This is a genomic window from Leptospira saintgironsiae (assembly GCF_002811765.1).
Classification (GTDB): Bacteria; Spirochaetota; Leptospiria; order Leptospirales; family Leptospiraceae; genus Leptospira_B; species Leptospira_B saintgironsiae.
Genome location: NZ_NPDR01000001.1, coordinates 694,043 through 712,410 on the forward strand (window position 1 = coordinate 694,043; position 18,368 = coordinate 712,410).

Sequence of the window (18,368 nt, forward strand, 5' to 3'; positions counted from 1 at the left end):
AAGCAAAAAGAAGCCTCTTGTAAATTTGTTTCTTGCAGATGGGAAAACTCAGATCTAATCTGACCCTCTATTTGTAATCTTTGGCATAACCGCCTGATCTTCGAATAGGGAACTCTTTCAGGAGAATCGAATGGAAAATTCAACGACTCGCGCCAAGTTTGACGGGGCCGGATGGGACCTATTTAAATTATATCTTTTTAATGCTTTAGCTACTATTAGTACATTAGGCATTTATTCTTTTTGGGCAAGAGTAAGAGTAGAAAGATATTTAAGACAACATACTGTCTTTTTAGGACAAAGATTCGATTTCCACGCTACCGGTCTGGAAAGATTTTTAGGATTTTTGAAAGCGGCTCCGGTCGCGATTATCTTATTTTGCGCGATTAAATTCCCTTTACAGTGGTGGGTCTTTAGTACTGAGCTTGAGCCTCTTTCCAATTTAATTCCGATCTTTCTTCTTCTTTATATTTTAGGACCTTTTATCTTTGTAGGAAGATTAAGATTCCATTTAAGTAGGACTTCCTATAATAATATCAGATTTCATTTTGCGGGAAGAGTTCTGGAACTTGTTAAAATTTTCTTAGTAGGACTTCCACTTACGATCATCACTTTCGGATTTTATTCTCCTTGGTTCACGGTCCGTTTGAAAAGATTCCAAATAGAAAATACATATTACGGAAACGCAGGATTTAAATTTGATGGAACAGGAGGATCTTTATTTTGGATCCATCTGAAAGGTTTCCTTCTACTTATACCTACATTAGGATTTTATGCTTCTTGGTGGCAGGCAAATGTTTATAATTATTTTTGGAATCAAACAACAGTAAACGGGATCAGATTTAAGGCCAATTTAAAGGGAGAAGATATACTGGTTTATACCATTCTCTCTTATATGGCGATCTTATTCTCTTTAGGTTTGGCATTTCCTTGGATTGCAGTAATTTGGTATAAATTATTCTACGAAGCGATTTCTTTAGAAGTGGAACCAGATCTAAGCCAGATCCAGCCTGAATATGACAAAGGAGCTTCCGCATTGGCAGAAGGATTTGAAAGTTCTTTAGAAGCTCTGGCTGATATATTCGATTAATTCCAGTCCAATAAATACACATGAAAGATAAGCTATACGATGGAAAAACCGCAATTCCTTTTGAAGGAGAACTTGTTCCGGAGAAAGACAGATTAGTCTTTCTTTCGGAGTTAAAGTCCTTTAGTTTCCAATATTCTGATATTCTAAACTTAGATCCAGTAGGTCGAGAATTCAGATTAGAGATCCGGAATCCGGAAAATCCTACGTATAGTTACATGGTAGTATTCTATTCAAAGGAGAGTTATAGTTCTGTACTTGCGGGCAGAAAGTCCCAAAACAAATTCCCTCTTTTAGATTTATGGCAGAATACTCATTTTGCTCTTAAACTTGGTGCTTTAGCTCTGACTGCATTTTTAGCTTTTTCAGTTTATAATGTAGGGCTTTCTTATGCTTATTTTTTCGTTCCAACCAGCTACGATAAAAAACAATCAGAAGTAATGTCTGGATGGGTGCGAGATTATTTTTCCGAATGTTCTTCTCCTACTTTAAAATCTACAATGAAGAAGATCAGCAAAAAGTTGAAGGATGCAGATGATCCATTTGATTATGATATAATTGTAATCGATGATGAGGTGTTTAATGCATTCGCTATGCCTGGCGGAACAATTGTAGTTTTTACTGAGTTATTAAAAAAGACAGAAACTCCGGAAGAACTTGCAGGAGTATTGGCCCATGAGATGGCCCATATTCATAAAAGACATGGAGTTCGCAGGCAAATACGTTCTGCAGGGAATGTTGTATTATTATCTTTAGGTATTGGTTCCGGTTTCGAAGGAGTAGACATGTTAGAAAACATGGATTCTCTTTATGAAGTCTTGAGTGTTACCATCTACGATCAAAAATTTTCCAGAGAATATGAATCAGAAGCAGATGAGATCGCTTTAGAAAAATTAAAAAAATCGAATCTAACCGGAGAAGGATTTTTAAACTTCTTTAAAAGGATCCAAGAAGAATACGAGGTTCCTCAGGAAGAAGAGAGCGAAGAATCTGCTAATGGCGAGAGAGCAGTAAAAATCCCAGATTTTTTAAGTTCTCATCCTGCCACAGAGGACAGGATAGAATATGTGAAGAATATCATTTCTCATCCGAATTACCCTAAAGGAAAATTAGGAATTTCGAGCAAAGAATGGAATCGTATCCAAAAACTTTGCTCTCCAGTTAAGCCGCGAAAAGAATTTAAGAGTCCTTTAGATCTATAGAAACTCCAACATCAATTTTTCGAAGCAGGTCTTGTATTACTCTCCCTTCTTCTTGGCCAACCAATCTGCGATCTTTTGGTAAATATCAGAAGGAGCAGACTCATGCGCGAATAAAGAAAGGTGGTCGTAGTCTATCTTTCCACCGTTGTCTCGTCCCGCTTCGAAAAATTGAGTGAACCCTCTTTTTCTGCGATAAACCGGATGGATAGATTCGGAAGTTGAGATATTGTCTAATTTGCCAGCAACGAATAGAGTTGGAAAATCCATTAATTCGAAGTCTGCCCAAACTTTTGGATTTTCTTCTAAAGAAGGAAGATAATTCCATAATGTTTGGTAGAGATATAAGGTAGTAGGATTGTCTTCGTCTAAGGAGATAAATCTAGAACAGAAACTATCCTTGTTTTTGCAAGAATTGGAAAGATCAGTTCCGAATCGTTTCTCTTTTTTCATATCATCTATGAAGCTATCGTTGTACTTATAATCCATTCCGGTTCCCAAAAAGAAAACCTTAGAGATTGCAGGATCCTTTTTAGATCGGATATAATGTAGAATTGCCTGGCCTCCAACTGATACTCCGCCTAAAATATAATCTTTACGATTGCTTAGGCTTTGTACTTGAGAGACTGCTTGAGGGAGCAGTTTTTCTCCCACTTCTTTCAGATCTAATCCAGGATATACTTCGAAATGTAAAAGGAAAACAGAAAATCCATTTCCACTCAACACGCCGATCAATCCGTTATAATCGCCAAGATATAAAGACTTTTTATTCACAAGAATTGGATCCAAAAGTAGAACAGGTGGATAATCAGAACTATGTTTTAAAAAGTTTGTAAGATATACGTTAGACGCAATATTTGCAGTTTGATTTTTGAAAGCTTCTTCTGTGATTACCGCATATCGAGTGCAAGAAAAAGACAGAACGATGGAAAATAAGAAGAATATGATTTTATTTTTGAATTTCATTTTATAATCCGGAATTAATTTCTTTTGTTTAACCAGTGGATGATTGTTGGAAACACTTCGTCATCCGCCTTCTTGCCTACTACTAGGTCAGTGTGACCATAGTCTTCTGAAAAACCTTTTCCTTTAGAAAGTACGAACAAAGTTTTATCTGTAGAACCTAATTGGTCGTAAACATATCTGAGAGAGTATGTGAATCCTAATTTGTCCCTTCTGCCCGCGACTAATAACACAGGGATCTTGATATTTCCGAAAGCTTGTGAATATACTAACTTTCCATCTTCTGAACGAAATTGTCCTGTCTCTACGATCTTATCCATCTGTCTTGCTTCTCTTTTAGAAACTGTTGCGATGGAGTCAGTAAAGACCCCGGATACAATTTTAGGTTCTATGTTCGGTGCGTGCCAGAAAACTTCTTCGAAACTTCTTTTAGGAAAGATTGGGAGTCCTGTTCCACCTCTGACTCCGGACCAAGTTTCCGTTGGAACAGCAGGCCATAAATTTAAAGCCCATGTAAAGCTAGACCATAATTTTAAAGCATCGGATGGAGGATCCATGATTGCTGGAGAACCGATCGCTACGAAGTTCGCCACTCTGTTCTCACCTAAACTTCCGAGTCTTGCGTATTGGAGCATTCCTCCCATACTATGGCCGATCCAGTTTACTTTTTCTTTACCTGTGTTTTTTAGAACATATTGGATCGCAGCATCCGCATCTTGTTTGATATAATCATCAATTGAATAATCAAAAGTTTTATCTCCCCAGAATAAAGAAGGAGACCCAGCTTCTTGTTTTCCTCTTAACTCTAAAAGCCAAACATCATAACCTTCTTTTTGAAGATGTGCTACTATCGATGACTTTTCGTTGATCTTAAGATAGATACGATTCGCTATGAATCCGTGACAAAGTATCACAGGATATTTTTTATTAGCGGTTCCTTGAAGAGGAGGGAAATGTTCTAGAGTGATGTCCCAACCATCAGAGGTTTTAGGATGGAGGATCTCGCCTTTTAGTGCGATATTCGCGGAGCAAGAAACGATTAGCGGTACGCATACGAAGAATGCGAAAAGAAAACGAAGCATACCCGCGATCCTCCTCTTTGCCGAAATGGAATCAAGGAAAATTCAAAACTAAATTTGAAGTAAAGAACGATGTTCGTATTATCCGATGCGGAGAGAATTTAGAATATAGTCCACCGACTTCTTCACAGTAGGAAAAAATCGGATCTTATGAAGTAGCGGATTCCACCAACCAGTCGTAATACAAAAATACGTATCGTATGGAGCCGTATGATGTATTTTGTGATGTTCAGGAGAAAGTATCCAACGTTTTTTTTGCATGTATTTAATGAGTTTATTTGGCTCATCTTGGTGGGCCCATTTATGGATTTGATTAGTAAAGAAGATCCCGATTAACACAAGTATCCAAAATGTTCTGGCCCAAGGAAAGTTACCTGTCTCTAACGGAGCAAAAAAGCAATATAGAAGAATGGGAAGAGACACTAGACAATTATTCCCGTTAGTCTCCACAAAATCATGTCGAGTGATACCTTTTGGATCTACATGATGATCTCTAAAAGGAAAAATAAAAGCAGGTCCGATATAAGGTGTGAATTCGTTCCCGAAACTATCTCCTAAAAAATGAACAAAGCCCGAAAGAAAGTCAGCAGTAATATAAGCTAAGAATAAGAGAGTTACAAGTTCAGCTAAAAAAATCCAGGGAGAATCTTTCAAGATTAATAAGGATAAGGTTCCGAACTCATACAGACATAGTCCGGCAAAAACTAAGAATAAAAGTATACTTAGAACTTCTACTAGCCTGTGGACCTTAAACGGAGTAGGGAATAAAATTCTCAGGAAGTTCATAGTTCTTATTTAATCTATATCTACTGGTTTACAAAATTTTTTTTACCAGATCTGTTTGCTCCGGCAAAAAAAAATCCTTTCGAAACCGATACATAAGAGATAGGTCGATTAAGAATTTAGATATTTCGGATTAATGGAATGTTCTCACAACTGTTAATTTTATTCGGATTTTTAAATCCCGCTTTTCAATCCCACCCAAGAAATTCTTATTTGAATGTCTACGGCCTTAAGAATGAATCTACAACGTCTTAAAAGATCGATTTATCCTCCATTATCCGCCGACCCGGAAAAAGACGTTTCGATCAAACTTCTTTATGGTCTGATGTATGTCACCTTCATGGTTGCGGTTTTATATCGAATCATTCATCCCCTTATTTCTGAAAAACCTAAGAACGCTTATTATTCTTTTTATTTAATTCCAACTGCAGTGATCATTTGCCATATTCTTGCCAAATCGGGAAGGATAAAATTAGGCGCACATATCATGATCTTTTTACAATGGTTGGCGCTTTGTATTGTATCTATGAGAGAAGGTGGAGTTTATGCCACCTCATTCTCTCAATTCATGATCATTATAGTACTCGCCTCTTTGATCTTAGGACAAATTGGATCCTTATTCTATGCTCTTCTTTCCTTTTCTATAGGGCTCTTAAGTATTTATTTAAAATCCAAAGGAATGATACCTGCTCCAAATTATCCGACAGGAGAATGGTCTGCATTCATAGGAAATTCAGTGGGCTTCTTTATGTCTTGGATCCTGATGAAATTTGGTCTATCAGGATTATCTAAAATACGAGAAGAATTATCCAGAGCGCAAATCCATGCTAAGTTAGGTGGGATCACTCTTAACTTAGAGACTAGGGAAGTGACCTTATCTAAAGAATATAGAATCATGTTGGGAAACAAAACCGCAAACGGATCCATTACTATGTTTATGGATCAATTTATGGAACGATATGTAGAAGGAGAAGATAAAGAAAGAATACCCGCTATCCTACTAGAAGGAGCAAAACATTTTAATGATCCTTCTTATTCTACTGAATTTGTTTTTAGAGCCAAAGGAGACGATGGGAAGACCAGATATATTTTGGCGAAGGGTAAATATAAAGATTCCATAATGGGTTATGGGACAGGCCAAGATATTACAGAAAAACATATTGCAGGCGAAGAGATCAAAGCCAGCCAAGAATTATTTTCTAAAGTATTTAAACTGAGTCCTTATGCTACTTCTATCTCTAATTTCGAAGATGGAAAGTATGTAGATATCAACGACGGCTTTACAGATTTACTTGGTTTTACAAGAGAAGAGGCGATCGGGCGAACTAGTGTGGAGCTTGGGATTTGGTTGAGTTCTGACGAAAGAGAATACTTCAAAGAGAAGATCAAAAAAGACGGATTTTTATATAACGAAGAGGTAACATTCAGAGCCAAGGGTGGACGTTTTATACAAGTAGAATTTTCTACTAGGTTCACAGTGATCGACGGAGAAAAACGTATGATCAATATGGTGAAAGACGTTTCTTCTAAAAAAGAAGCTGAAAAATTAAGGATCTTGAATAATGAGATCTCTACACAAAAGGAATTGATCGAAAAACAAAAAATAGAGTTAGAATCTACACTTGAATATCTTCAAAAAACCCAAAACCAATTGATACTTTCCGAAAAGATGGCATCGCTCGGACAACTGGTTGCAGGGATTGCTCACGAGATCAATAATCCGATCGGAGTGATCCGCGCAGCAAATGAATCTGTTAAAAGTCATTTTGATCGTGTATTAGATAGAATGCAAGAGGCCGCTTCCGTTTTGGAAAATCTTGGTAGCGAAGCCAAGATTGAATTCCAAACCTTATTAAGAAAAGGAAGAGCTTACCAAGAAATTATTCCTCCTAAAGAAGTAAGAGCTAAAACTAAAATTTTAGAACCTAAATTAAAGGGACTTGGTATTTCCGAAGCTAGAAATCTAGCAGAAGGTTTGATAGAAGCAGGATTAGAAGCTGCGTTAGAAGATTTTCCCAAACTATTTATCGGAGAAAAAATCCAACAAGTGCTCCAATATGCTTTGGATGAGATCCAGGCAAGTAGGAGTTCCAAATTGGTGGATATGTCCGTAGACAGGACTTCTAAGATTGTATATGCCCTTAAAAACTTCTCCCATTTTAGCAATGGTGGACCAAAAGCTCCTGTGGATATAAGAGAAAGTATAGATACAGTTCTTACAATCTATCAAAACCAATTAAAGTCTGGAATTGAGATCATAAAAGAGTATGAAGCTGAAACTCCGGTTGTTCCAGGATATTCTGATGATCTATTACATGTTTGGACTAACTTGATCTATAATTCAGCCCAAGCAATGGGATTCAAAGGAATCCTAAAAATAAACGTAGGCAATAGAGAAAAAGATAAAATCTGCATTAAGATTTCGGATAACGGACCTGGGATACCAGAAACAATACAAGAAAGAATTTTCGAACCTTTCTTCACAACCAAAGCTCCTGGAGAAGGTTCGGGACTTGGCTTGGACATAGTAAAACGTATCGTGGAAAACCACGGTGGAACTATAGGATTCGAAACTTCTTCCAATGGTACTGCTTTCTTAGTGATCCTGCCTCAGTGAGTTTTATTTTTCAGAAATTTTTCTATCTTAGGACGGATCACATAATGACAGTAAGGCTGTCCTGAGTTTAGTCTGAAATAGTTTTGGTGATAATTTTCAGCAGGGAAAAACTTTTCTAAGGCCACAATCTCAGTTACAATAGGAGAAGCAAATTTAGGTCCAGCTTCTGTTCTGGAAACTTCTGCAATTTCTTTTTGGGATTGGTTTTCATATAAGATGATACTTCTATATTGAGGGCCTTCATCGTTACCTTGTTTATTCCTGGTAGTAGGATCATGTGCTTCCCAGAAAATTTCTAAAATATTTTTGTAGGAGATCTTATTTGGATCGAATCCGACTCGGATCACTTCTGCATGACCTGTAAGCCCAGTGCAAATGGATTTATAATTTGGTGCAGGATCATGTCCTCCCGCATAACCGGAGACAACGGATTCTACCCCATCCACCAATTGGTAGATTGCTTCGACACACCAAAAACATCCTCCACCTAAAATTGCGTATTCCAGATCTTTTTGTTCTGACATTCCATCCTCCTTTCTTATTAGATTTGATTCCGGCCAGAAAGTCGGAACACGGAAACATTTTTCTGAATTTCTTCTGAAAAAACGTAAGCGGCCAGCCAATACTGAGACCGGGACGGGTATGAAGTTGAAACTAATATTAAACCACAAACTGATCAAAAGTAAATCTTGGAAGGCAAAATCTCCTAGAGAATCCATGCCAGTCTGCACTTTGATCCTTCCAAATAAGTTGTATAAAAATTACCTCAAAAACTGGAACGGATCCAGGCCGGGAGCAACATGTTTGAAAGATTTATTGGAATTATACGGACCAGATTTGCAATTCCAAGAAAAACTAAATCCGGACTCCGCTTTGATGATGTATCAAAAGAAGGAAGAAGGTAGTCAGAAGGATTGGAATCGTCTGAACTTCAGACCGGATCTGGAAGATTGGAATCTTTTAGGAAACTATGCAAGAAAACACGGAGTTTCTAAATGTTACTTGTTTACGTTTTTATTAAATAGATACTTTTCTGATTCTCCTTCTTCAGAAATTTTCAAAAAGAAGAAGGCAGCTTGATCGAAAATTAATCTTTGCTACGGATCGGATGGATAGGTTGCCCTGAACTTAATTTTGCAATTTCATCTTCTACAGAAACCAATCTTTGGATTGTAGTATTTAGAAGTAGCGAAAAGAATTTAGGATTTGTTTGTCCGATCCTATAGAACATTTCCTGGTCCAAAATACCTATTTTTGCTTTTTCAGTGATCACTCTTGCAGTTGCTGCTCGAGGAACATTATTGATCAATGCGATCTCTCCGAAAAAGGATCCTGGTTCTAAATTTCGGATTACTCTTTATTCTCCATCGTAAGACTTTCTGATTTCCAGAGAGCCTGTGAATACGAAGTACATCATTCCGTTGGAAGGATCTTTTTCTTTAAAGACATCCTCTCCAGCGAGATAGGTTTTAACTGATACGTTATTAATGAATTCTAAAATATTAATTCCCATCTTATGATTCCTTGTTTACTGCTGTCTCTGCGGTAGCTTGATCTTGGGTAAGATCAGTGTCTGTTGTTTCAGAAGTTTCTGAAACTTCCGCTTCTCTCGCGACCGATGACGTTTCTGAACCTTTGGACTCTTCTTCTTTTTTATGGATCTCTGTATAAAGAGCTTCCAGTTTCATTTCTGCTCGATTCAGTTTTTCGAAAGTGTTTTTAAGAAGTAAGAGAAGGAATTGAGGACTTGTTTTTTCGAGTTTTTCGAAAACGCCTTTATTTAGAACTCCAAGCTTTGCAGAAGGAGAAAGGACTTGGACGGACATAGCTCTGGCTCTTCCGGAAATCAAAGCGATCTCTCCAAAAAATTCTCCGGGAAAAACTTCCTTGATGGATTTGTCTCCAGAGTCTGGGCGATTCTTGCTGACCTTTAAATGCCCCTGGAAAAGGAAATACATGTTTCCGTCGGATTCTTCTCCTTCTTTGAATATGAAGGAATCTTTGGGATAAACCCGGGTAAAAACGCTATGAACGAAATCCAGAATGGTCGGCATTTTATGTAAGACGGTAAAAATCCTACATATCCAGGCCGGATCTGAATTTTTTCAAAGTTCAATTTTGATGAGTCGTTCTAAAATACAGTTCGACTAGGTTTCAGTCGAATCCGTCCAAACTAGCCAATGTAAGAAATGAAAGCATGAAACTAATATAAACTATAATTTGAAATACTGCCGTAAAGATCAGATAAACAGATCTGAATTTTAAACCGATCGTTTTCGTCAGAAAATTTTCCCAGGTAGCTACAAAGATAATTGGAACCGACATTAGAAGTTCTGGAGTGCTGATCTCTGTTTTAAACAAACTTCCTAGCTTGGAACCGACAAGAAATAATGTAAGACTTACAACACTGAAAAGCAAAGCCTTAAGACTTCCTAAACCTTCTTGCGCTTCTGAAAATTTCTCTAAGAATAGGTTTCGAAAAGAAGCAATTCCTGCATTATATAAAATTAATACAGTAATAACTAACCAAATAAGTCCTATAATCTCTGTATTCGTTGCAGATGCTTGGCTCCTCACAGTGGGGGAAGAGTAGGTCATCACGAAAATGAATATCGATATTGCGGAAACGATAGATAGAATGAAAAGAATTAGAACAGGATTTAAAAATTTAGACTTCAATTGCGCCTTCCGGTTTCGGAAAGGATCTAAACGTCTGTATTTTCAGGCAAGGAAAAGATAATATTATAACGAAAGACCGCCTGTTTTAAGTAAGGCGGCCTTATGTGTATAACGTTATTGAAAGATTAAACTCTTATTCTTAAAATATTGTACTCGGTGTATAGTTTTGTTCAAACTTCGATCCGATTTTCAATTTCCTTTTCTTAAGATTAGAAAGGAGAGTCCTTGCCTATCCAACAGAACTGAGTGAAAGGATTTATAGGTATTATAATCCAAAATTGCAAGGTTCTTGGTTTGGTCTGCGGCAGCATTCAAAGAAAATGGGATCCAAGGTTTGAACTGATTTGTTTGTCCGATTCCAAACTCAGACTGATTGACTCCTGAAAGAACAGGGATCGGTTTTTCTATAAAAGTAGAAAGACCAGAAGAGAATGGAAATAGAGGAGCAGAATCTAAACCTGGAGAATAAATAATTGGCTCGATCGGAGCAATCAATCCATTATCAGCAAGAACCGCTATGTCCAGTTCAGATAAATGTCTAAGCACATCTCCTACTTTTCCTCCGAGTAGATTGTCGGAGAATAAAGAACGTGCTGCACCTAATAGAAGTAAATCGATCTCTTTACTTTTTGCGATCTCTACGATCCCTGGTACAATCCAGTCAGAAGGAAATCCTACAGTTTCAAAACTGAATTCCGAACCTGCAGCTTCTTCTCTAACTGCTTGGAAAATTTCATCTTCTTCTAATATAGGAAATCCTTCGGATTTGGATTCTACTGAAACAACGTGTAACGCTACTATGAAAAGATTCTCTTTGGATTTGGAGAATAGGGCCCTTGTTAGCCCGAAAAGTTTTGCTCCCATCTTGGGATTGGCAAACGAAATTAGAACTTTCATTTTCGCCTCCTAGGTTATAAATTCCCCGGAACTATTTCAATGGATGAAAAAATCCCGAAGTCAGAATGAGCCGGGAAGATTGGAAGGTTACTCCTGTCTTCTCTCCATGCTTACGAAGTTAGCTGACGGGCTAGGAAAGAGAGATTTCCCCCGTAAGAAACGGTTAGCCCCAAAAAATTGGTTCCTCCGCTCCGACTTCTGTCGGATTAAGCAGACTCTGAACGAAGTGTAGCTAGAAAAACGAATTTGTCAAGTAGTAGATTGAAGTGATTATATAACGACTTCAGGACAAGAGAGATATAGGATAAGGTTTAGTTTAGGCCGATTTTCTTTTTCGAAACAACCAAGTGGTTGGGACCAAATACATTAGGATCAATATCACAAATCCTGCGATACTCAACCACACATTTATAAATGCGAGAAGAGTTACAAAAGAATAAATATAAGGACCTTTTATAAAATGTTTAGAGATCATCTCTACTTCTGCAAGATCTGCTTCCGGATTTCTGAGATATTCTTTTTTAACTCCGTATCTCCAGACTAGATTGAAAGGAATTCCTCCCAAGGCAATCCAGCCACCGTAGATCAAAGCTGCAATCTTTGAATTCTCGTTACCCAGAAGAATATATTCTCCTAACATTTCAGAACAAAAAGGGATAATGATTATATTCAATAAAAGTAAATTGTTTAAAATGGTCAGGTTATGATCCACATACTTTACATATCTGAAAATTGTATGGTGATTTGTCCAAACGACCGTGATAATCATAAAGCTGATCAAAAAACTTAAGTAAGCTGGCCAAGCTTCTCCCAGGGCAATCAATAGATTTCTAGAACCGATCTGTTCAGGAGTAGGGATCTTTATTTCTAACGCCATTAAAGTTAATGCGATAGAAAAGATCGCGTCGCTATAAGCAACAGTCCGTCCCGATTCAGTCAAAACCGGAGCGAGTTGCGAAGATCCGATACTCTCCGTTTGCTTTTTAGGTTTAGTTTTTTTCGCGGCCATCTTTTTCCTAAAAGCCGAGTTTCCCCGGCTCTACCAAATGATTACTTAAGATAGGAACAGCAATAGTCGCTGAGCTTTTTAACGTTCAGTTTGAATTTGGAATTTGCAGGAACCTCAAAGGATTGTCCACCTTTGATTTCCTTCCATTCAGGATTTCCAGGTAGTTGTACCAAAAGATCTCCATCTAGAATTTCCATAATTTCTTTATCATCAGTTCCGAATTCATATTCTCCAGGCATTAGAATGCCTAGTGTCTTTTTTTCTCCATTGGAGAATAATACAGTTCTACTGGTGACCTTACCGTCAAAGTATACGTTTGCTTTTTTAATTACCGTTACGTTCTCGAATTGTTGCATTATAGAATCAAGCTCCGATGCTAAAATTTAGTATGGATCTTAGAACGATACAAATAATTTCTTATTTGGACGTCAACCAACGCATTCCATCTTCTCTTGATGGAGTATTGATCAGATCTATATTTCCTGCTTTCATGGACTTAGTATCGATTGAAAGTTCTGATAATACTGATTGAGGTATCACGATCGCGATCTTTTTTAAAGGAGAAGCAATTGCTTTTGGAAACCACGTTTCGTTTACCCAGGTTTGCGCTTCCGCAGAAACAATTCCCATATTAGATGTGTCCGCCATCCATTTGGTAACTTGCTTTTCTTTTACAAGTTCCAGACCTTTCTCCAACATTTCACGGTAACCTTCATAACTGAAATTTTCAGTCCATACGATCTCAACTAGATCATACTTTTTAACATAATATAGTTTTCCGATCGCAGCTGCGAATTTTAGTTCATGGGTTTTGGAATCCAGTGCCTTCTCTGCTACTTTTGCTTTTGTAGCTATTTGGAACATTTGTACCGTATTTCCTAGTTTATCAGCAGTATTAGAGATTCCTAAAATTCTTTCCGCCAAAGTATCACTATTCTCTGAGTTATTCACTGCCAAAGCGCTGATAGAAGAAACAGAATCCACAACTTCTCTTGTAGCAGTATTATGCTCTGTGACTGCATTTCTGATCTCGTCAGAACGTTTGAGTACAAAGTCTGCTTCTTTTAAAACTGAGTTTCTAAGTTCTTGTTGAGAGTTTACTGCGGTTCTTACTTCTATAATTTGCGCGGACATTCTATCTATTGTTTCTATAATTTCTTGGATCTCTTTAGTAGTGATCTGGATCCTCTCCAAACCTTGGGCCATATCGTCTTGGTTTTTTTTCACCAATTCATTGATACTTCTTACACTTAGAGCAGTTCTTTCTGCAAGTTTAGAAACCTCATCTGCAACTACAGCAAAACCTCTTCCTGCGTCACCTGCTCTTGCAGCTTCGATAGACGCGTTAAGCGCGAGCATATTAATTTTTTCACTGATATCTGCGATATTTCCGATTGTCTTAGTGATCTCTTTGGAACTTTTAGAAAGATTATCTATGGCTTGTCCCATATAATTTAAGGACTGGGAACCCTTCTCCGCACGTTTAGAAATATCCTCAAAAGAAACTAAGGTTTCATCTACTTGGCCTTTTGTTTTTTCGATCGCGGAAGAAAGTTTTTCCACTTCAGAAACTAAATTGCTCATACTGTTCGCATTCTCTCCCGCGATGGAAGAGATAGAAGTTGCTACTCCTGAAATTTCTTCAATGGAGGCGGAGACCTCTTCAGTAGCTGCTGACTGAGATTGTATATTGGAGCCAAAATCTAAAACTACAGTTCTCATTTCTCCTGAATCTGTAGAAAGAAGTTCTGCAGTACTTCTGATCAGTCCGATCAGCTCGGATTGGCCTTGTAACATTCTATGAAAACTTTCGTAAAAATCAAAAAGTAGATCTTTTGAATTTGTTTCTATTCTGGCAGTCAGATCACCTTTACTGACCTTCTTAAATAGATCCTGTATGGTTTGGAATGTTTTAGCAAGCCAGGTGCCTGAAAAAATTCCCATACACAAAGAAAGGAAAACTCCGACTCCAGCAGAGATGGAAACAGCGGATCCAAATTTTTCAGCAGGGAGAATTCCTAAAATATAGAATGTCCCGAGTATAGAGCCTAGAACCAAAGAAGTGAAAATGGAATAAGAGAAAAAATAATAGAGCCTAAGTTTGAATAACATTGAGATTCCTTTCTGTATAGGACGGAGATCTTTTTTGGAACCTATTCTAAGTCAGTACTAAATTGAAAATAGATCTGAATCCTCGGGACCTTCTTCTTTCCTTTTGAAAGTATGAGGGTAGAAGTTTCACTGTATGGAAATTCAATTTTCATCCCTTATGGGATAAAAATTGAATATTTTTTCTGTCAGACGGGCGCCACGACTGCTTAAAATCCAAAATTCTTGACTTTTTTAGAATCTCAGGGAAACTTGAGAGGTGCATTAGCACTCTAACCTACAGAGTGCCAATAAGAATAGATATGGAACTATCCCAAAGACATAGGATGATCCTTAAGGCCACAGTGGACGAGTTTATCCAAGAAAACCGTCCGGTTGGCTCTAAAACCTTATTCGACAAACATGATATAGGTTTGTCTCCGGCTTCTATACGTACTGTTCTCAAGGAACTGGAAGAGATGGGGTATCTTGCTTCTCGCCATACTTCTGGGGGAAGGATTCCTACAGAAATAGGTTATCGATTCTATGTAGATTCGTTAGTGGTTCTTTATGAGCTAACCATTAAGGAAAAACAAAGGATCCAAGAAGAATATCTGAAAATGCAATTCAAACTGGATCAGATCTTGAAAGCAACTGCAAGCGTTCTAGCAAGTCTTTCTAATTCTGCGGGTGTTGTTTTAGGGCCTGCCAAAAGTTTGGACACTCTCAAACATGTGGAATTGATCCATGTGCACGGAGACGAGGTCCTGATGATCATGGTAATGAGATCCGGGGCAGTGTTGAACCGTAGTGTATTCTTGGATCGGAATTATAGTCAGGAAGAATTGTACCAGATTTCAAAGTATCTGAACGATAACGCGAAAGGTTATGATATGTTCGAGATACAGGAGAAGGTAATTCCTTCTCTACTATTGAGAAAAGACGGACCATTAGATTTTTATAAAGTGTCTGGAGTGATCTCAGCGGCGATGACGCCTGATAATTCAGAAGTATCTTTGTATATAGATGGTCTTAAAAATTTATACGGAAGATTTAGAGACGAAGAGGAACAACTCAACCAGGTTCTCTCGCTGCTGGATGATAAAAGATTCCTCACCGGAATGTTTGGGGATTATTCTGAACACGATGGAGTGTATACCGTCATAGGAAAGGATGGGGACGGAAGAATGGGTGGTGTGAGTATCATCACTTCCGGATATAGAATGGGAGAAAAACGGATCGGCGCTATGGGGATCATAGGTCCTCAAAGAATGGATTACCATAGAGCGCTTCCACTTGTGGATTTTACTTCGAAACTAGTTTCGGAGATGATCACGCGTATTAGTAAGTAGTAATGAACCATGCAAGGAAATGATAGAGAGATGAGTCAAGAAGAAGCGGTCGCAACGCCTACCGGAGACAATTTGGATGATTCCCAAAAACCGGAAAGCGTAGAGGAAACTTTACGTAAGGAATTGGATATTGCGAGAAAAGAGATCGAATCCTTAAAAGATTCTTGGACTCGCGAAAGAGCCGAGTTCCAAAATTATAAGAGAAGATCTGCACAAGAATTTTCTAATATAAAAAGGGAAGCTGTCAAATCTTTGGTAACAGAGTTTTTGAACCCTATCGATAATTTGGATCGTGTAGCTTCCGGTGTAAATGTTACGGAAGAATTAAAACCTTTCGTGGATGGAGTCACAATGATACAGAAGGAATTTTATTCCGTGCTGGAAAGATCCAATGTATTCAGACAATATCCTCAGGGAGAGGCGTTTGATCCAACTTCGATGGAAGCATTGTCTTCTGAAGAAGGGGATCAATACAAAGAAGAAACTGTGATCGAAGTTTATCAGGCAGGATTTTATATTAAGGAAAATGAAGATAAATTCTCCTTAAGACCTGCAAGGGTGAGAATTGGAAAACCTAAGGCTTAATGCTTTGGGCCTTAAGCGCCATGGCGCTTTGAATAGAAAGAATTAAATCATGAATAACCGCCGAGGAAGGATCCAAGTGCGGAAGGAGAAACCAAAATGTCAAAAGAGAAGATTATCGGAATCGACTTAGGAACTACAAACTCTTGCGTTTCCGTTATGGAAGGTGGAGACCCGGTAGTAATCCAAAACTCCGAAGGTGCCAGAACTACTCCGTCTATCGTTGCTTTTACTGCTAAGGGAGAAACTTTAGTAGGCCAGTTCGCTAAGAACCAAGCAATTACGAATGCGGTAAATACAATACGTTCCGCGAAAAGATTTATTGGGCGCAGATTCAACGAGACAGAACAAGAGATGAAGCATGTTTCCTATAAAGTGATCAAAAGTGGAAACGACGGATTAAAATTCGAAACTGCTACTGGAGAGTTCACCGCTCAAGAGATCTCTGCACGTGTTCTTCAGAAGATGAAACAAACTGCAGAAGATTATCTTGGTCAAAAAGTAACTAAGGCAGTGATCACTGTTCCTGCTTATTTTAATGACGAGCAACGTCAGGCTACTAAAGACGCAGGTAGAATTGCGGGTTTAGAAGTAGAAAGGATCATTAACGAACCTACTGCTGCTGCACTTGCTTACGGTTTTGATAAGAAGAAAAGTAACGCTAAAATCGCTGTTTACGACTTAGGAGGAGGAACCTTCGACGTTTCTATCCTTGAGTTGGGAGACGGAGTATTCGAAGTTAAATCCACTAATGGTGATACTCACTTAGGCGGGGACGATTTCGATATGGTCATCATGGAATGGATGATCGAAGAATTCAAAAAACAATACGGAATCGATATCTCTCAAGATAAAAATACCGTTCAACGTTTGAAAGAAGCTGCGGAGAAGGCGAAGATCGAACTTTCCGGAACCATGTCCACTCAAGTGAACCTTCCGTTCATCACTGCTGATGCAACTGGACCAAAACACTTGGATATGAATCTTACTAGAGCTAAGTTTGATCAGTTGACTAGCCGTTTGGTAGACAGAACTCGTATCCCATGTGAGAACGCGCTACGTGATGCAGGCTTAAAAGCTTCTGAAATCGACGAAGTGATATTAGTGGGAGGATCCACTCGTATCCCAGCAGTTCAAGAACTTGTAAAAGGAATTTTCGGAAAAGAACCGAATCGTTCCGTAAACCCAGACGAAGTAGTAGCGATCGGTGCTGCTATCCAAGGTGGAGTTTTAGCGGGAGAAGTTTCAGACGTTCTTCTTTTGGATGTAACCCCACTTTCACTCGGTATCGAGACTTTGGGTGGCGTGATGACCAAGTTGATCGAAAGAAACACTACAATCCCAACTAAAAAATCTCAGGTGTTCTCCACCGCTGCGGATAACCAAAATGCAGTTTCTATCCATGTTCTCCAAGGAGAAAGAGATATGGCTGCAGGTAACCGTACACTTGGAAGATTCGACCTGATTGGAATTGCACCTGCACCTAGAGGAGTTCCTCAAATCGAAGTTACATTTGATATTGATGCGAATGGTATCGTGCATGTTTCTGCAAAAGATCTTGGAACTGGTAAAGAACAGAAGATACGTATTGAATCTTCTTCCGGACTAAGCGAAGATGAGATCTCTAAAATGGTAAAAGATGCAGAAGCTCATGCTGCTGCAGACAAGGCCGCTAGAGAACTTGTAGAAGCTAAGAACGAGTTAGATACGATCACTTATTCTTTGGAAAAAGCGGTTACTGACGCTGCGGATAAACTTTCAGACAGTGAAAAACAATTGGCGAATGACGAGATCAAACGTGCAAGAGAAGCGATCGAATCCGGTGATATCGGTCGTATCAATGCTGCGAAAGAGTCCATCACCAAGAGGGCTTCGGAAATAGGTACTAAAATTTATTCCCAAGGTGCTCCAGGTCAGGAAGAAGGTCCAGGACCTAACGGTGCGGGACCGGGAGAAGGCGCAGACAATTCCCAAGCTAAGGGAGAAAAGGTCGTGGACGCCGACTATACCGTAGTGGACGATGAGAAAAAGTAACT

Annotated in this window: 19 protein-coding genes and 1 riboswitch; of the genes, 7 read left to right on the plus strand and 12 right to left on the minus strand. The window is 38.5% G+C overall.

Going from position 1 to position 18,368, the window contains the following annotated elements; translation table 11 throughout:
- Positions 1–130 precede the first annotated feature (130 nt).
- A complete protein-coding gene (locus tag CH362_RS03195) occupies positions 131–1,087 on the plus strand; it encodes a YjgN family protein (RefSeq protein ID WP_100708882.1) in 957 nt (318 codons plus the stop codon).
- 20 nt (positions 1,088–1,107) lie between these two features.
- Positions 1,108–2,286 (plus strand): M48 family metallopeptidase, encoded by a 1,179-nt coding sequence (locus CH362_RS03200; RefSeq protein ID WP_100708883.1) that lies wholly within the window; start codon positions 1,108–1,110, stop codon positions 2,284–2,286.
- A 36-nt stretch (positions 2,287–2,322) separates the two neighbouring features.
- Here the strand turns inward: CH362_RS03200 and CH362_RS03205 are convergent, their stop codons facing one another.
- The 3 genes from CH362_RS03205 to CH362_RS03215 form a co-directional block, all read right to left on the minus strand.
- Positions 2,323–3,249 (minus strand): alpha/beta hydrolase, encoded by a 927-nt coding sequence (locus tag CH362_RS03205; RefSeq protein WP_100708884.1) that lies wholly within the window; start codon positions 3,247–3,249, stop codon positions 2,323–2,325.
- A gap of 14 nt (positions 3,250–3,263) precedes the next feature.
- Positions 3,264–4,328 (minus strand): alpha/beta hydrolase, encoded by a 1,065-nt coding sequence (locus CH362_RS03210; RefSeq protein WP_100708885.1) that lies wholly within the window; start codon positions 4,326–4,328, stop codon positions 3,264–3,266.
- Between the two features lie 78 nt (positions 4,329–4,406).
- On the minus strand, positions 4,407–5,111 hold the full coding sequence (locus tag CH362_RS03215; protein WP_208859521.1) for a fatty acid desaturase CarF family protein: 705 nt from the start codon (positions 5,109–5,111) through the stop codon (positions 4,407–4,409).
- 232 nt (positions 5,112–5,343) lie between these two features.
- Here CH362_RS03215 and CH362_RS03220 point away from each other — a divergent pair, with 232 nt between their 5' ends.
- Complete coding sequence (locus CH362_RS03220) at positions 5,344–7,725, plus strand: PAS domain-containing sensor histidine kinase (RefSeq protein ID WP_100709257.1); 2,382 nt, start codon at positions 5,344–5,346, stop codon at positions 7,723–7,725.
- Here the strand turns inward: CH362_RS03220 and msrA are convergent.
- On the minus strand, positions 7,719–8,249 hold the full coding sequence (gene msrA / locus CH362_RS03225) for a peptide-methionine (S)-S-oxide reductase MsrA (protein ID WP_100709258.1): 531 nt from the start codon (positions 8,247–8,249) through the stop codon (positions 7,719–7,721). The genes CH362_RS03220 and msrA overlap by 7 nt on opposite strands.
- Positions 8,250–8,367: 118 nt before the next feature.
- Between msrA and CH362_RS03230 the strand changes: the two genes are divergently transcribed.
- Positions 8,368–8,805, plus strand: coding sequence for a DUF1564 family protein (locus CH362_RS03230; protein ID WP_100708887.1), 438 nt, complete (start codon positions 8,368–8,370; stop codon positions 8,803–8,805).
- Positions 8,806–8,812: 7 nt separating this feature from the next.
- Here CH362_RS03230 and CH362_RS19345 read toward each other — a convergent pair whose 3' ends face one another.
- From CH362_RS19345 to CH362_RS03270, 8 genes are all read right to left on the minus strand, one after another.
- Entirely contained in the window at positions 8,813–9,076 is a 264-nt protein-coding gene (locus CH362_RS19345) for a cyclic nucleotide-binding domain-containing protein (RefSeq protein ID WP_279628960.1), read from the minus strand.
- Positions 9,077–9,082: 6 nt separating this feature from the next.
- Positions 9,083–9,238 (minus strand): cyclic nucleotide-binding domain-containing protein, encoded by a 156-nt coding sequence (locus CH362_RS19350; protein WP_244280462.1) that lies wholly within the window; start codon positions 9,236–9,238, stop codon positions 9,083–9,085.
- Position 9,239: 1 nt separating this feature from the next.
- The gene (locus CH362_RS03240; RefSeq protein ID WP_244280463.1) at positions 9,240–9,683 is read right to left on the minus strand and encodes a Crp/Fnr family transcriptional regulator; all 444 of its coding nucleotides are present in this window, start codon (positions 9,681–9,683) and stop codon (positions 9,240–9,242) included.
- A 196-nt stretch (positions 9,684–9,879) separates the two neighbouring features.
- The gene (locus CH362_RS03245) at positions 9,880–10,404 is read right to left on the minus strand and encodes a hypothetical protein (protein ID WP_100708889.1); all 525 of its coding nucleotides are present in this window, start codon (positions 10,402–10,404) and stop codon (positions 9,880–9,882) included.
- A gap of 189 nt (positions 10,405–10,593) precedes the next feature.
- Positions 10,594–11,301 carry a universal stress protein gene (locus CH362_RS03250; RefSeq protein WP_100708890.1) on the minus strand — a complete coding sequence of 236 codons (708 nt, stop codon included), beginning with the start codon at positions 11,299–11,301 and terminating at the stop codon, positions 10,594–10,596.
- Between the two features lie 93 nt (positions 11,302–11,394).
- Positions 11,395–11,524, minus strand: a riboswitch (cyclic di-AMP (ydaO/yuaA leader).
- A 93-nt stretch (positions 11,525–11,617) separates the two neighbouring features.
- Positions 11,618–12,310 carry a TMEM175 family protein gene (locus tag CH362_RS03260; protein WP_100708892.1) on the minus strand — a complete coding sequence of 231 codons (693 nt, stop codon included), beginning with the start codon at positions 12,308–12,310 and terminating at the stop codon, positions 11,618–11,620.
- Positions 12,311–12,351: 41 nt separating this feature from the next.
- The gene (gene ppnP / locus CH362_RS03265; protein WP_100708893.1) at positions 12,352–12,666 is read right to left on the minus strand and encodes a pyrimidine/purine nucleoside phosphorylase; all 315 of its coding nucleotides are present in this window, start codon (positions 12,664–12,666) and stop codon (positions 12,352–12,354) included.
- A 61-nt stretch (positions 12,667–12,727) separates the two neighbouring features.
- Positions 12,728–14,422: a methyl-accepting chemotaxis protein gene (locus CH362_RS03270; RefSeq protein WP_100708894.1), complete on the minus strand. Its 1,695-nt coding sequence runs from the start codon at positions 14,420–14,422 to the stop codon at positions 12,728–12,730.
- Between the two features lie 299 nt (positions 14,423–14,721).
- On the opposite strand from CH362_RS03270, the gene hrcA reads away from it, so the two are divergent.
- From hrcA to dnaK, 3 genes are all read left to right on the plus strand, one after another.
- Positions 14,722–15,750 carry a heat-inducible transcriptional repressor HrcA gene (hrcA, locus tag CH362_RS03275; protein WP_100708895.1) on the plus strand — a complete coding sequence of 343 codons (1,029 nt, stop codon included), beginning with the start codon at positions 14,722–14,724 and terminating at the stop codon, positions 15,748–15,750.
- A 9-nt stretch (positions 15,751–15,759) separates the two neighbouring features.
- Positions 15,760–16,335, plus strand: a complete 576-nt coding sequence (grpE, locus tag CH362_RS03280; protein ID WP_425269008.1) for a nucleotide exchange factor GrpE — start codon at positions 15,760–15,762, stop codon at positions 16,333–16,335.
- A gap of 96 nt (positions 16,336–16,431) precedes the next feature.
- Entirely contained in the window at positions 16,432–18,366 is a 1,935-nt protein-coding gene (gene dnaK, locus CH362_RS03285) for a molecular chaperone DnaK (protein WP_100708896.1), read from the plus strand.
- Positions 18,367–18,368 lie beyond the last annotated feature (2 nt).